12 protein-coding genes are annotated in these 13981 nt (G+C 54.2%); 5 read left to right on the forward strand and 7 right to left on the reverse strand.

Features of this window, described 5'->3' with window-relative positions:
* Window positions 1-13: 13 nt before the first annotated feature.
* From B2Z72_RS06430 to B2Z72_RS06455, 6 genes are all read right to left on the reverse strand, one after another.
* Entirely contained in the window at window positions 14-2302 is a 2289-nt protein-coding gene (locus B2Z72_RS06430; protein WP_297004400.1) for a catecholate siderophore receptor Fiu, read from the reverse strand.
* A 454-nt stretch (window positions 2303-2756) separates the two neighbouring features.
* Complete coding sequence (locus B2Z72_RS06435; protein ID WP_296983077.1) at window positions 2757-3128, reverse strand: hypothetical protein; 372 nt, start codon at window positions 3126-3128, stop codon at window positions 2757-2759.
* Window positions 3125-3472, reverse strand: a complete 348-nt coding sequence (locus tag B2Z72_RS06440) for a Bor family protein (protein WP_296983078.1) — start codon at window positions 3470-3472, stop codon at window positions 3125-3127. Before B2Z72_RS06440 ends, B2Z72_RS06435 begins: the two co-directional genes overlap by 4 nt.
* Window positions 3473-3652: 180 nt before the next feature.
* Window positions 3653-5029 (reverse strand): ATP-binding protein, encoded by a 1377-nt coding sequence (locus B2Z72_RS06445; protein WP_296983079.1) that lies wholly within the window; start codon window positions 5027-5029, stop codon window positions 3653-3655.
* Window positions 5030-5031: 2 nt separating this feature from the next.
* A complete protein-coding gene (locus B2Z72_RS06450) occupies window positions 5032-5700 on the reverse strand; it encodes a response regulator transcription factor (RefSeq protein ID WP_296983080.1) in 669 nt (222 codons plus the stop codon).
* Window positions 5697-6296 carry a hypothetical protein gene (locus B2Z72_RS06455; protein ID WP_296983081.1) on the reverse strand — a complete coding sequence of 200 codons (600 nt, stop codon included), beginning with the start codon at window positions 6294-6296 and terminating at the stop codon, window positions 5697-5699. Before B2Z72_RS06455 ends, B2Z72_RS06450 begins: the two co-directional genes overlap by 4 nt.
* Before the next feature lie 211 nt (window positions 6297-6507).
* Here B2Z72_RS06455 and B2Z72_RS06460 point away from each other — a divergent pair, with 211 nt between their 5' ends.
* The 4 genes from B2Z72_RS06460 (at window position 6508) to B2Z72_RS06475 (ending at window position 10765) form a co-directional block, all read left to right on the forward strand.
* A complete protein-coding gene (locus B2Z72_RS06460) occupies window positions 6508-6711 on the forward strand; it encodes a hypothetical protein (RefSeq protein WP_296983082.1) in 204 nt (67 codons plus the stop codon).
* A 120-nt stretch (window positions 6712-6831) separates the two neighbouring features.
* The gene (locus B2Z72_RS06465) at window positions 6832-8451 is read left to right on the forward strand and encodes an NAD(P)/FAD-dependent oxidoreductase (RefSeq protein WP_296983083.1); all 1620 of its coding nucleotides are present in this window, start codon (window positions 6832-6834) and stop codon (window positions 8449-8451) included.
* Complete coding sequence (locus B2Z72_RS06470) at window positions 8448-9224, forward strand: TrmH family RNA methyltransferase (RefSeq protein WP_296983084.1); 777 nt, start codon at window positions 8448-8450, stop codon at window positions 9222-9224. Before B2Z72_RS06465 ends, B2Z72_RS06470 begins: the two co-directional genes overlap by 4 nt.
* Before the next feature lie 158 nt (window positions 9225-9382).
* Complete coding sequence (locus tag B2Z72_RS06475) at window positions 9383-10765, forward strand: leucyl aminopeptidase family protein (RefSeq protein WP_296983085.1); 1383 nt, start codon at window positions 9383-9385, stop codon at window positions 10763-10765.
* 74 nt (window positions 10766-10839) lie between these two features.
* Here the strand turns inward: B2Z72_RS06475 and B2Z72_RS06480 are convergent, their stop codons facing one another.
* Entirely contained in the window at window positions 10840-11796 is a 957-nt protein-coding gene (locus B2Z72_RS06480; protein ID WP_296983086.1) for a DUF1513 domain-containing protein, read from the reverse strand.
* A gap of 623 nt (window positions 11797-12419) precedes the next feature.
* On the opposite strand from B2Z72_RS06480, the gene B2Z72_RS06485 reads away from it, so the two are divergent.
* A complete protein-coding gene (locus tag B2Z72_RS06485) occupies window positions 12420-13928 on the forward strand; it encodes an ethanolamine ammonia-lyase reactivating factor EutA (protein WP_296983087.1) in 1509 nt (502 codons plus the stop codon).
* The last annotated feature ends 53 nt before the right edge of the window (window positions 13929-13981 follow it).

Below are 13981 nucleotides of genomic sequence, written 5' to 3' on the forward strand. Positions count from 1 at the left end.
ATCCGTCTGCGGATCAGAACTGCCAGTTCAGAGCCAGCATGGCGGAGCGTGGTGCGCCCGGGGTATAGCGGTAGCCACTCTTGTTGATCGAAGCGATGTACTCACGATCAAACAGGTTGTAGACGTTCAGCTGCAGGCCGAGATCAGAGCTGATGTCGTAGCCGGCCATCAGGTCCACCACGGTGTAACCTGCGGTTTCTTCCGGCGTGCCGACAGAACCATCGGTGCCACGCTTAAGACCATCTACATAGCGTAAACCGCCACCAATGGTCAGTGCTGAGAACTGATAGCTGGTCCAGCTGGTGAACGCCTTCTCCGGGTTATAGGTCAGGTTGTCGCTGCCATCCTGCGCATCGGCAGAACCTTCTTCTACCGTGGCTTTCATGGTGGTGAAACCAGCGCTGATATCCCAGTTGTCTGTGATGGCGCCAACCGCGCTCAGCTCGATACCCTGTACGCGCTTTTCACCGTTCTGATGGTAAGTGCCATCGGATTCATCCTGCTCAACTTCGTTGCTGACTTTGGTACGGTACACAGCCGCGGTCAACAGCAGACGGTCATCAGCGGTGGTCCACTTGGCACCGATTTCTGTGGTGCGGGATTCCTGCGGATCATAATCTGAATTGTCCGCGCTACGCTCGCTGTTGCTCAGCTGCATATTGCTGCCACCCGGTGGCTGCTGCGCCAGGGCGTAATTCACATAGGTATTCAGACCATTGCTGAAGCGGTACATGGCACCCAGTTTCCAGCTGAACAGGTTGCCGTCGGTATCGGCATCCACCGATGGCAGCACGGTGCCTTCCGGCGCACCGGCACAATCCGGACCACGACGGCCGCCACACACAGCGGTACTTTCAAATTCCGTGCGGTAAGTGTCGTAACGCACACCACCGGATAGCAGCCAGCTTTCGCCGATTTCTACCGTATCAAACAGGTACACGGCTTTGGTGGTGGTTTTACCTTCAGAACCGGCACCGGTGCGGGTCAGAGTAATGTCAGCACTGTCGTCCGGGTTATACAGATTTACGTCATCCGCCGCGCCGGTGACACCGTCGGTTTCCAGCTTCTCCCGGGTCAGTTCCAGACCGGCAGACAGCGTGTGCTTCACATCGCCGGTGTACAGGCTGGTCACCAGAGCAGTCTGGTTGGTGACGATGGTGTTGGTCTGATCTTTGGTGTTCACCAGACGACTGATTTCCCATTCATCGAGGTTATCCAGTGTTGCCGGATCGCCACTGGCGGTGGTGAACGAGCGGGACATAAACGCACTCAGCGCGTATTCCTGATCGGTTTTACCCCAGCGCGTCACGTTGCGCAGCAGGGTATCACCGGAGAAGTTGTGCTCCACGATCACGGTCGCCATATCCATATCGACATCGTCGTGATCGTCGTGGGTACCGTAGAAGTTTTCACTGTCGACTTTCGGTGCATCATCCCATTCCGGCACGCTTTCATCCGGGCTGGAATAGCCGGACAGACCCACCGTCGGCACATGGCCGTCGGGGATATTGCGCTGCTGAACATGCTGATAGTTCAGGTATACACGGGTGTCGGTGTCCAGACCAAACGCCACCGACGGAGCAATACCCCAGCGCTTGTTTTCGATTTCATCACGACCGGCAACGCCGCTCTTCTGCACCATCAGGTTCAGACGTGCTGCGCTGTTGTCGCCCATGGCCTGGTTAGCGTCCAGCGTGGCACGTTTCTGCTCATCCGTGCCCACTGACACAGTGCCGCCCAGAGCGCTGCCGAGGAACGCCTGTTTGGTCATCAGGTTAATGGAACCACTTGGCGAGGTACGGCCGTAGTCACTGCCGGCTGCGCCTTTTACCACTTCAATCTGTTCGGTGTTGAAGGTATCGCGTGATACGGAACCCATATCACGAACGCCGTCCACATAAATAGAGCCTGAACTGTCGAAGCCACGCATACGCACGGCATCACCTGTGGTGGAGTTACCGTTCTCCCCTGCATAAAAAGTACCCACACCCGGGCTGTTACGCAGCGCATCGGTCAGGGTTGCAGCCTGTTGATCGTGCAGCAGTCCGGCACCAATAATCTGCATGGTCTGTGGTGTGTCTTTAACCGGTGCAGTGAATTTGGTTGACAGGCTGTCGGCCTTGTAACCCGGTTTCTGACTGGCTTCGACAGAAACTTTAGATAACTCGGCAACGTCTGCATCGTCCGCTGCATGTACAGCGGGAGCGAGCAGACCCGCCATCAGTGTTCCGCCCAGACCGATACTGTTGGCCAGACCAATGCTGTGAGCGACAGGGCGCTTACGCGATTCAATGTGAGCCATGCTGAATAAACCTTATGTCAGTTAACGTTATGCGTTGTCATTATTCGTCAAGGACTGTAATGAGAATCTATATCATTTAGTTTTGCAACATAAAATTCGTACGGTTATTCCAGAATGATGGCCAAATCAGCACCTGAATTCAGATAAAATTGTTATATTTCAATAGCTTAAGATAAACCACCAAAAGAGAATAATTCTTATTTATTTTTTATAAGACGCTGACAGTTCGCGCAGTATCAACGAATTCAGAGACGGGGTTGGGGTTAAAGGTGGGGTTAAAGAAGGCTGAACGATCAGCTAAACGGGTAGCTGCACGAAGGCCGAACGGGATGGGATTAAAAGGTCAGAGGAGCAGAAACCAACGACAGACTCAGGCCCTGGCGCTGCCAGCCGATGACAGCGCGGCTGACAGTCCACTGAAAGCGCAACTGACAGCGCAACGGGCCTGAAAACGTTATTCAGCGCAGACGGTGGTGACCGTCCAGGGGGTCCACAGGCTTACCGCATCCAATACCGGTACCACGGCGCCCACTCCGGCCGCCACGGTCAGAGCAGTAATGCCGTTGTAGACGCTGTACTGCACTTTCACTTCCTGCCATGGTTTGCCACGACAGGTGCGGTACAGGTTCTTCGGCTGCGAGACTTCGATCATGCCGTCGAGGGTACCGTGATGCCACTGGCTTTTGCCTTCCGTGGTTTGCCGCTCGTCACTGAGGTCATGGGTAAAGCGGATGGTGCCACAGCCGGATAACGTAATGGCTAACAGCGTGACAGAAAATAATGAGCAGCGCAGACGTCGCCGGGACTGCCATGGGTTCACTTTCATACCTCCTCCTGCAGCATTTCCTGCCTGTTTTCACCGATAACGCCGCCCTGGGGAGCTGGCAATGCGTAGGGTGACAGAAATACCGCGTCCTGCTTTTCACACCAGACTTTGGCGGTGCGCGGCGTGTAAATAAACAGCGTGAACAGTGACTGCAGCCAGTCCGATAAACTGGTCACGGCCTGCATCTGCATCACCCGGCGCTGGCCGCAGACTTCACTGGTATTCACTGTGTGGTCACCGAAAATCGCCAGAATATAAAAGGCTTTGCTGTCCTGATAATCCGGCGGTGAGGTATCTTTTTCACCACCATAAGGGCGCACGGTGACGCTGGAACAGGCGGCCAACAAACAGCTGCACAGACACAGCATCAATAATGAGGCTGCGCTTTTTTTATGGCTGCCCGTACAGCTTTTTCCAGTGCGGCCGCTGTTGTTATTTCTGACCAGCCGCTTAATCCGGTTTTTCATTTTTATTTATCCCCTTATCTCTCGTTCCCTGAACATCCGGCAGCTGACTGCGCGCAGTCAAAGCGCCGGATCGTCCGCTCGCAGCGACGGAAAACTCACACAAAAACAGGCTCCGCCCAATGTGGATTCCCTGACCTGCATGCGGCCCTGATACTGAGCCACCAGCTCACTGACCAGTGCCAGACCAATGCCCTGCCCGGGCAGCAGACTGTCGAGGCGCACCCCGCGCTGTAAAATCCGCTCGCGCTGATCTTCTGCTACACCGCTGCCATTGTCTTCCACCAGCAGTTGCCATTCATCAGCATTCTGCTGCGTACTGACCCGTACCCGGCCATGACCATATTTGCAGGCGTTGTCGATCAGATTACCGGCGATTTCCAGCAGGTCCTGCTCATCACCAAAAAAAATCACATCACCGATGGCCTGATCAATGACGAGCGCATCTGCGGCGTACACTTTTTTCATTGCCGAGCACAGCGGTGTAATGACATCCGCTATCCGGTTCTGGCGAATACTCAGCGACGATGACTGACTGGTTGCCCGCTGCAACTGATAACGGATGCGTTCATTCATGATGTCCGTCTGCGCGCGTATTTCCTGCAGCATTTGTGAACCGGTTTCCGCTTTGCTTTCTGTTAAACCCGCTTCGCCTTCTGTTAACCCCCGGATTACTGCCAGCGGGGTTTTCAGGCTGTGGGATAAATCCGCCAGCTGATTACGGTAGCGTTCGCGCTGCGCCTGCTCATTTTTTAACAGTAAATTCAGGTTATTGGTCAGCGGCGTCAGCTCCATTGGATAGCGGCCACTGATGTGGTCCAGCTGCCCCTGATGAATCTGATTCAGCTGACGGGCAACGCGTTTGAGCGGTACCAGCCCCCAGTGCAATACCAGCCCCTGAATTATTAACAGCAGGCAACCAAAGCCAAGCAATACCGCCATCAGCGTATTACGGTATTCGTGCAACTGTTGCTGCAACGGCTGTAACGTCTGCGCCAGGGTCAGGGTGTATTGATCCTGTTCTTTATTGCCCCAGCGAATACCCGCGCGCAACAACAGAAAATCCTCACCGTTCAGCGCTGCAAACGAGTAGCGTTGTTCTCCGGCACTCACCATCAGCGTCTGCGGTAAGGGCATACTTTCGGCCGAGTGCGAGGTCCACAAGGTCTGATTGCGGTAGTCACTGAGCATCGCCAGCAATCCCGAATCCGCTGTATTAAAACGTCCTTCGGGTAAATATTCGGGTAACTGAATCTGGCCCATCACGCGGTCGGCACTGCCCAGCAATGAATAGCTGTAAATGCGCAGGGTTTCTTTTACGCCCTGTACCTGTGCTGCATAAAACGACCGGTACAGCCAGGTGCCAACGCCGGACATGAGCAATGTCAGCATCAGCAAAGAAATCAGCAGTATCCGGTTGCGCAGCGAATTGAACATAGTCAGTCCATTACAAACTGATAACCGCGTCCGCGCAGCGTGCGGATCGGCGCATAACCATCGGCTGCCGCCAGCTTTTTACGCAGACGTCCCATCAGAACTTCAATTACATTGGAGTCGCGTTCAAAATCCTGCGCGTAGAGATAATCCGTTAATGTGGTTTTACCCACCACCTGCTGTGGATGACGGATCAGGTAATCGAGAATTTTAAACTCATAGGCCGTGAGCTCCATTTGCCGGCCATCCAGACTGGCGGTCTGCGTATCGGTATCCAGTGCCAGCGGCCCGTGGGCGATCACACTGGAATGGCCGGTGGTGCGGCGCAGCAGGGCTTTGGCCCGGGCCTGTAATTCTTCCATATGAAATGGCTTTTCCAGGTAATCATCACCACCGGCTTCCAGTCCTTCCACCCGGGATTTCCAGCCGCCACGGGCGGTCAGAATTAACAGCGGATACTGACAGCCATCGCTGCGTAACCGCCGGATGACTTCAATACCATCCATGTGCGGCAGACCAAGATCGATAATCGCCAGATCGTAGGGATATTCGGATGCCTGAAAATACCCATCACGGCCATCCTGTGCCTGATCCACCTGCCAGCCACAGGCTTCCAGTCCCCGGGTGATCTGCTCGCGGATCGGCCGTTCGTCTTCCACAATTAATATTCTCATGGTGTGGTTTCCTTTCCTTCGTTTTGCGGGCTTTTGCTCGTGGTATTCTTTTTATCTTCTTTCTGCGGGTTATCGCTGGCCGCAGGCTCATCATCCAACAGCGCTGCAGACTCATCATCCAACAGCGCTGCAGACTCATCATCCGGCAGTGCCACAGGCTCATCATCCAGTAGTGTGCCGTCGAGGGCGTTAACGTAAAACTGCTGAATACTGCCCTGCTCACTGAGCAACCGGACCTTGTAAGCCGGCGGCTCAGTGGCCATGTATTCCACCTTCAGTACCTGCCCGCTCTCCAGCAGCAGAATCAGACGGCCGGCTTCCTGCGGACTGATCAGCCCCGCAGGCGGAGGCTGAGTATTGAAGTCCGTCAGCGCACGGTCGCTGGCAGGTAGCGCGTCTTCCTGCTGGATATTTTTCTCCACCCAGCGATTAAAAGGCGTCATCAGACCTTCCACCCACTCAGTGCGCGGATTCAGGTTTTTCTCTACCCAACCGGATTCACCCTCGTCTTCTGCAGCATCAGCACGCACCTCCACTGCCCGTATACAGGCAACGGATAATAGTGCGCTCATCAGCAACAGACGGATTCTTTTCACGGGTATTTCACCTACGGATGTTTCCTTTCTTCACGGATAATACTAACGGGTAAACCTGAACCTTGACTGAACCATACAAAATGCCGTTTTCTTAGGGCACCAGCCGGAATCTGTGGATTACTGAAGCGCCTGATTCAGATAACGTTCAGCCAGCTCTGGCAATATGCAGCTAATTGATTTGCTAATTCAACCTTACGACAGGGAATCGGATATGCCACAGCAACAATCCAGACAAGAGTCAGAAAACGCAGCAACTGAACAGACCACTGACACACCTCAGCGTCCGTTAAAAACCGTTGAGACAGTGGATGCCGATGCCGTCTATGCACACAACAGGAAGAGTATGGATTTTATCAGCGCGTTAACAGAGGTGAGCCACAAGCACAGTCACCAGCGCCCGAAAACAAAAGAATAAATCAATCTGCTGCAATAAATGCCAGTTCATAACGGCATCAGAAAGGGCGACTGATGCCGCCCGACACGCTACAATAACGGTTTTTAACCTTTGCCGGACAACTCCCGGCCAGGAACCGTTATGATCCGTATTAATCAGCTCTCCCTGCCCCTTGATCACCCCGAATCTGCTCTGCGTGACGCCATTGTTGAGCGTCTGCAGATCAAAGATGCCGACCTGCTGAATTTCACTGTCTTCAAACGCAGCTACGACGCGCGCAAAAAGAACAGCGAAATCAAATTTATCTACATCATTGATGCTAATGTAAATAACGAACCCGGCGTACTGGCACGCTTCGCAAACGATCAGCAGATCCGCACCGCACCGGACACGGATTACCATCCGGTGGGCCATGCTCCGCAAGGTTTATCCGAACGCCCTGTGGTTATTGGTTTTGGCCCGTGCGGTTTATTCGCAGCGCTGATTCTGGCCCAGGCCGGTTTTAAACCTATTGTGCTGGAGCGCGGTAAAGAAGTACGCGCGCGCACCAAAGACACCTGGGCGTTATGGCGTAAAAAGCAGCTGAGCACAGAATCCAATGTGCAGTTCGGTGAAGGCGGTGCCGGTTTATTCTCCGACGGTAAGCTCTACAGCCAGATCAAAGATCCGAAATTCTTCGGCCGTAAAGTGATGGCGGAATTCGTCAAGGCCGGTGCGCCGGAAGAAATCATGTACGTCAGCAAACCGCACATCGGCACCTTTCGTCTGACCGGCGTGGTATCCACCATGCGCGAAGAGATCAAACGCCTGGGCGGTGAAGTGCGCTTTGAAAGCAAGGTCAGCGAATTTATTCTCAACAACGGCCAGACCGAAGGTGTGGTGCTGGCCAATGGCGAAAAAATCATGAGCCGCCACGTGGTACTGGCGCTGGGTCACAGCTCCCGTGACACCTTCCGCGCTCTGTATAAACAGGGCGTGCACGTAGAAGCCAAACCGTTCGCCATCGGTTTCCGCGTGGAGCATCCGCAATCACAGATTGATAAAGCCCGTCTGGGTAAATACGCCGGTCATCCGGAGCTGGGGGCGGCAGACTACAAGCTCACTTATCAGGCGAAAAACGGCCGCCCTGTGTATTCCTTCTGTATGTGCCCCGGCGGTACCGTGGTGGCGGCAACGTCAGAAGAAGGCCGCGTGGTGACCAATGGTATGTCGCAGTATTCGCGCAACGAGCGCAATGCCAACGCCGCTATTGTGGTGGGTATTGAGCCGGAAAAAGATTATCCGGGCAGCCCGCTGGCCGGTATCGAACTGCAGGAAAAACTGGAAGAAAAAGCCTTTGAACTGGGTGGTTCGGATTACAACGCACCGGCGCAGCTGGTCGGCGATTTTATCCGCGGCAAACCCTCCAGCGAATTCGGTCAGGTCGAACCTTCTTACAAGCCGGGCATTAAACTGGGCGACCTGCATCAGGCGCTGCCGGAATATGCCATCCGTGCAATTCAGGAAGCACTGCCGGAATTCGGTAAACAGATTAAAGGCTTTGACCGTAATGATGCCATTTTAACCGGTATTGAAACCCGTACCTCATCGCCGGTGCGCATTACCCGCGACCGTGACACTCTGCAGAGCCTGAACACCAAAGGTCTGTACCCGGCCGGTGAAGGTGCCGGTTACGCCGGCGGTATTCTGTCTGCCGGTGTTGATGGCATTAAAGTCGCAGAAGCTGTGATCACCGATATGCTGTCAGGACTGAACGCATGAAAGTCGATGAGGTAAAAAAACTGCAGCAGAAAAAATACCGTAACGAATTGCGGCATTTTTTGCTGGAAGGCGAGCATCTGATTCTGGAACTGCATAAAGCGGCTTTTCATCCGACCAATGCGCAGACGCATCTGCGTGCCTCTGAACTGTTTATTACCGAAGAATACAGCCGTTGGGTTGATGAACAGCTGGGCGATCACTACCGCGTCACCCTGGTCGGCAAAAAAGCCATGAGTCAGATGTCGGACACAAAATCGCCACAGGGCATTATTGCTGCCGTGCCGTTTGCGCCGCAGGATTTTCAGAATAACACTGGTAATGTACCCCGTAACAACGGCCAGAAAGAACGTGCCGTGTATCTGCATGAAGTACAGGACCCGGGCAACCTCGGTACTATTTTGCGCACCCTCGGCTGGTTTGGTGGCTTGCGCTGCCTGCTGAGCCCGGGCAGCGTTGATCCGTACAATCCGAAAGTCGTGCGCTCCAGCATGGGAGCCATTTTTCATGTGGCGTTTGAGCAGGATATCGATATCAATGCATTGCCTGAGCGTTACCAATCCATCGCCTGTCTCGATATGCAGGGCGACGCCCTGAGCAGTGACGGGATAAAAAAACACGACTGTTTTGTCTTTGGTAACGAAGCCCGCGGAGTACCGCATGAACAGCTGCAGGGGCTGAATGTCACCGCCTATACCATTCCCGGTAACGGCGCCATTGAATCCCTGAATCTGGCTTCCGCGGTTAATATGTGTGTGTACGAGTTGCAGCGCTGAAAGCCTGAAAACAGGGTGTTTTAATTTCAGCGCCTGTGGTTTAGCCCGTCCCGGTGTATATTGCAGGTATCTGTCGGAAAAGGTTATTTTGCCACCAGTCCGGTAAATAACCACCGCGTTTCTCTATACTGGAAGCACTACTGAAATCAGGAGATCTCATGTCTGCCGTCCTCGTTCCGCTGAAGCAAGCTTCAGAATCCCCCGCTACCGCGCTGACCGTCCTTGAATCCGCAAACTACAGCAACTGGCTGGAGCAGCAACCACCCCTGACGCAGAACTGGATCAAAGCCAGCGGCTATCAGGGTAAAGGTATTCAGTTATTACCGGACAGTGAGGGTGAACTGACTCAGGCGCTGTTCGTGTGCGACAGCCTCGATGATATGTTCGCCTGTGGCGAACTGGCCAACGCTCTGCCGGCCGGCGATTACACCATTGCCAATGACGCTGCAGCAGAACATCTGCTGAATATCGCCTTTGGCTGGGGTGTCGGCGCTTACCGTTTTGAGCGCTACCTGAAACCGGGTAAAGAGCAGGCGCGCCTGTTGCTGGAAGATGAAAGTATTCTTGTCCAGGCGGAGATGCTGGTCGAAGCCACCAAGCGGGTGCGCGATCTGATTAATACGCCCGCCGCCGATATGATGCCGGAAAACCTCGCCGCAGCGGTGGAAGCCATGGCGCAGGAATTTAACGCCGATTTCAAACAGATCATCGGTGATGATCTGCTGAGCGAAAATTATCCTATGGTGCATGCCGTTGGCCGCGCCAGTGTGCACGCACCGCGCCTGCTTGATCTGCGCTGGGGCGATGAATCCCACCCGAAAGTGACCCTGGTCGGTAAAGGCGTGTGTTTTGACAGCGGCGGTATGGATATCAAACCTTCCGCCGCCATGCGCTGGATGAAAAAAGACATGGGCGGCTCAGCCCACACCATTGGCCTCGCTTACCTGATTATGGCGCAGCAGTTACCGGTACGTTTACGTCTGCTGATTCCTGCTGTGGAGAATGCCGTCAGCGGTAATGCTTTCCGCCCGGGAGATGTGCTGAATACACGCAAAGGCACCACGGTCGAGATCGACAACACCGACGCCGAAGGCCGTCTGGTACTGTGTGATGCCCTGACTGAAGCCGTCAGCGAAAACCCGGAACTGGTGGTTGATTACGCCACCCTGACCGGTGCCGCCCGGGTCGCCTTAGGCACCGAACTGCCGGGCTTCTTCACCAATCAGCTGCAACTGTCATCAGACCTGATGCAGGTTGGTCAGAAAGTTTCGGACCCGGTGTGGAATCTGCCGCTGCATCAGCCGTACAAAGACTTCCTGAAAAGTGATATCGCCGATATGACCAACTGCGCAGCGACACCTTTCGGTGGTGCCATTACCGCAGCTCTGTATCTGGAGCACTTTGTGGAAGAAACCCCCTGGGTACACTTTGATGTCATGGCGTGGAACAACCGCAAACTCAGCGGCCGTCCGGTGGGCGGTGAAGCCATGGGCATGCGCGCGGTATTTGAATACCTGAGCAATCGTTTTGGCGATGCCTGAGTAAGGCAGCGATAACGGGCACAAAAAACCGGGATTATCCCGGTTTTTTATGCGTGCCCTGAGGCGATATGAAGTTAAATCATAGCCATATTAATCAGATGTGAGCCGGTAATAAATGAAGCTGACACTGCAACCTGGGGCTCCATTTTCAGGGTATCCAGATTCAGCGCCGCAATATCTGCCTGACGCCCACAACTGACCCAGACACACTGACGATCTTCCGACAGAGCAACACCGCGTACATTTTCGGTTAGCAGATGGCCGCGGTATTCGAGTTTACTCATGGACCATAAGGTCAGCATACCCGGTGTTGGGTGAGTGACAATAAACAGATCTCGTTCAGGTACAACTTCTATGCTCAATGATTCCCCAAGCATATTGTTCACCACGGCTGCCGGCTCTTTCATTGGCTGCAGATCGCCACTGCCGGTGAAGACACTGACGGCCCCCCGGTAACGCTGGTCCAGCCCCAGTCTTGGCGCCGAAACGACCACTGCCCTGTGATCCGCCAACGGAAACAGATGGCCCGTGTTAAAGGCAGGATCAGGCATTTCTGCCTGCTCCAGTAATTTCTGTGTTTTTACGTCGATATAACACAGGGATCCGGCCACACCGCTGCTTCTGGTTCCACCGCCATTGGTAACCATCAATACCGAATCATTTTCAATCAAACGGCACTCATGTGGGTTATCGCCATAAGTCGGAAAATCGCCCAGATACGCCAGGGTTTTCGGATCGCGAATACCAATTGCCCCCTTACCATCCGGCGAAGTCTCCGTCGAAAACAGATACTGATCGTCGCGGCTACAGGCACCATGACCATAGAACTGACGCTGCTTAACCGGAGGAATAGTCTGCACCACTTCCATAGCGTCCAGATCAAGCAGGGCAGCGCCATTACCGATTTTTTCAAAACTGTACACCAGCGTTTTACGTCTGGGCGAGAAGGCAAAACCGTGGGGAAAGAAATCTGTCTTAATGGTCTGAATACTGTCTTTATGAGGATTCACCACAGACAGCACATACTCCATTGGCGACTCAAGGGAACGCTTAAAACGACCTCCCCCCCAGCAGCAGATCTGTACTGCGGGTTCGGGCCTGAACTGACATTGGCAACAGCGCAGCGGAAGCAAGTAATGCCGAACGCTTCAGAAACAAGCGCCGGCGGATATCCGCCAGGGAAGTATTTTTCACAGACCATCCTTAACTTTAAAACCTGAAACGATTGTCCGGCATCGTCGGGCGATGCTCAACACCTGCTCTTGTCAGAGGTCAACGAGTCTGACGGAAAGAGCGGGCAACTGTCTGATTCAGGGATAAAAACGCCTCAGCGGACCGCGCCACAGCAACATCTGCTTCCCTATGGTATTGATCGAATCTGATCCTGCCCTGTTTTGATTCCTGTGCTGCCTTCCTTTCTGGCAGCACAAGCGGCGCCCCCGGGCTTTGCACTGCCTGGGGGCGCTGTTCACAACGTCCGGTTTCACCAAAAACCAACGAGAAATCAGCCGCTTATCTATCTTCAGCTATCTAACCCTTACAAAAAGACACTGAGCCTGGACTCAGCATGGCGCACATCTTGAATATTCTCTTCAGGAATTTTTATTTCAGATTTGGGTACCAAATTCTCCAACCGATAGCCATGACAGACTCAATGACAGATACAGCCAGCGCAGCGCCAGTACAGGAGAACACAATTCGGCAGGAGAACACCCACCCGCAGGATACCCTGCGTCTGCTCGGTCTGGATTTTGGCTCCACCACCAGCAGCATGATGTTGGCGGAAGTGCGCGTTGGCCGCCACAGTCTGGATGGTCGCATGGGCTTCAGCGAACCGCGTATGCTGCTGCAGAGTGAGCCGGTATTTACGCCCTTTACCATGGCCGAGCTGCTCGACGAATCGCGCATTAACGCGCTGCTGGATGAATGGCTGAGCGCCGCTGACTGGCGTTCAGACGCAGCTCCTGGTCAGCCAGACATACAGGTGGCCGGTGCTGCCCTGATTACTGGTCTGGCCGCGCGCAGTGAAAATGTGCAGCTGCTGACGGATATGATCAGTCGCCGTCTGGGCAACAGTCTGATTGCAACCGCCGACGACCCCGGACTCGAATCCTGGCTGGCGTTTATGGGCAGCTGCGCCACATTAAGCCGCCACCACAGCACGCGGGCACTGATCAATCTGGATATCGGCGGCGGTACAACGAATCCGGCTCAGGGATTAAACGGGCAGGTATTTGACTGTGGCTGCTTTTATATCGGTGCCCGCCATCTGACCTTTGTGCCGGGCACCTATACGCTGCTGTCATTTTCCTCATTCGGCTCATTACTGCTGCAATATCTCGGTTGTGAAAAACAACCGGGCGACACGCTGAACACAGATGAAGTAGACGCCGTAGTGAATTTTTACGTCACCGCGCTGGAATTTATTGCCCTTGGCGATATGAGTTTTTTTCAGCGCTCGCCGTTGCATAAAAGCTTATTACAGATGCCTTTTACACCAGCGGCCAATGCCGGCACCCACCCTCTGATAACGTTTTCCGGCGGTGTCGGTGAAATTATTTACCAACATGAACGTACCGGTGAGTGGCCAGCGCAGACCTGCTACGGTGATCTTGGTGTGGTTCTGGCACAGGGAATTATCGCCTCGCCTTTGCTGGCCGCCGATTTACGGCACCAACCGGAGCACGCGGGGCGTGCCACCGTCATGGGGCTCACACTGCACAGCTGTGATGTGTCCGGCAGCAGCCTCTATCTGTCTGACCCCGGACGTCTGCCGCTCAATGATCTGCCAATCATTTCCCGTTTGCCGGCCAACACAGAAGCGGATGGCTGGCACCGTGCTGTCCGCCTGGCGATGAGCTCGGTCAGCGGCGCCTGCATCAGTATCGAAGACAGCCGGGATATCCTGCCGCAAGGGATCAAAACCCTGGCACACACGATCCGCAACGCTCTGGATGAAGCCCGCTATCCGCTGACTCAGCCGCTGGTTTTATTAATGGATTCGAATCTGGGCAAGGCTCTTGGTCAGTACATTACCGACTGGGGAAAAGAAAATCGCTGCCTGTACGTGATCGACGAAGTACCGCTGCGCGATGCCCGCTTCGTGCAGATAGGAAAGCCATATCAGCATATCGTGCCGGTGTCTTTTTTCGGCATGAATTAACCATGAATACGACCCGATAACGCATAAACATAAATCAGACATTCGCAGGGAGA

The sequence above is a fragment of the Thalassolituus sp. UBA6592 genome, from assembly GCF_002433655.1.
In the GTDB taxonomy this organism is placed as follows: domain Bacteria; phylum Pseudomonadota; class Gammaproteobacteria; order Pseudomonadales; family Oceanobacteraceae; genus Venatoribacter.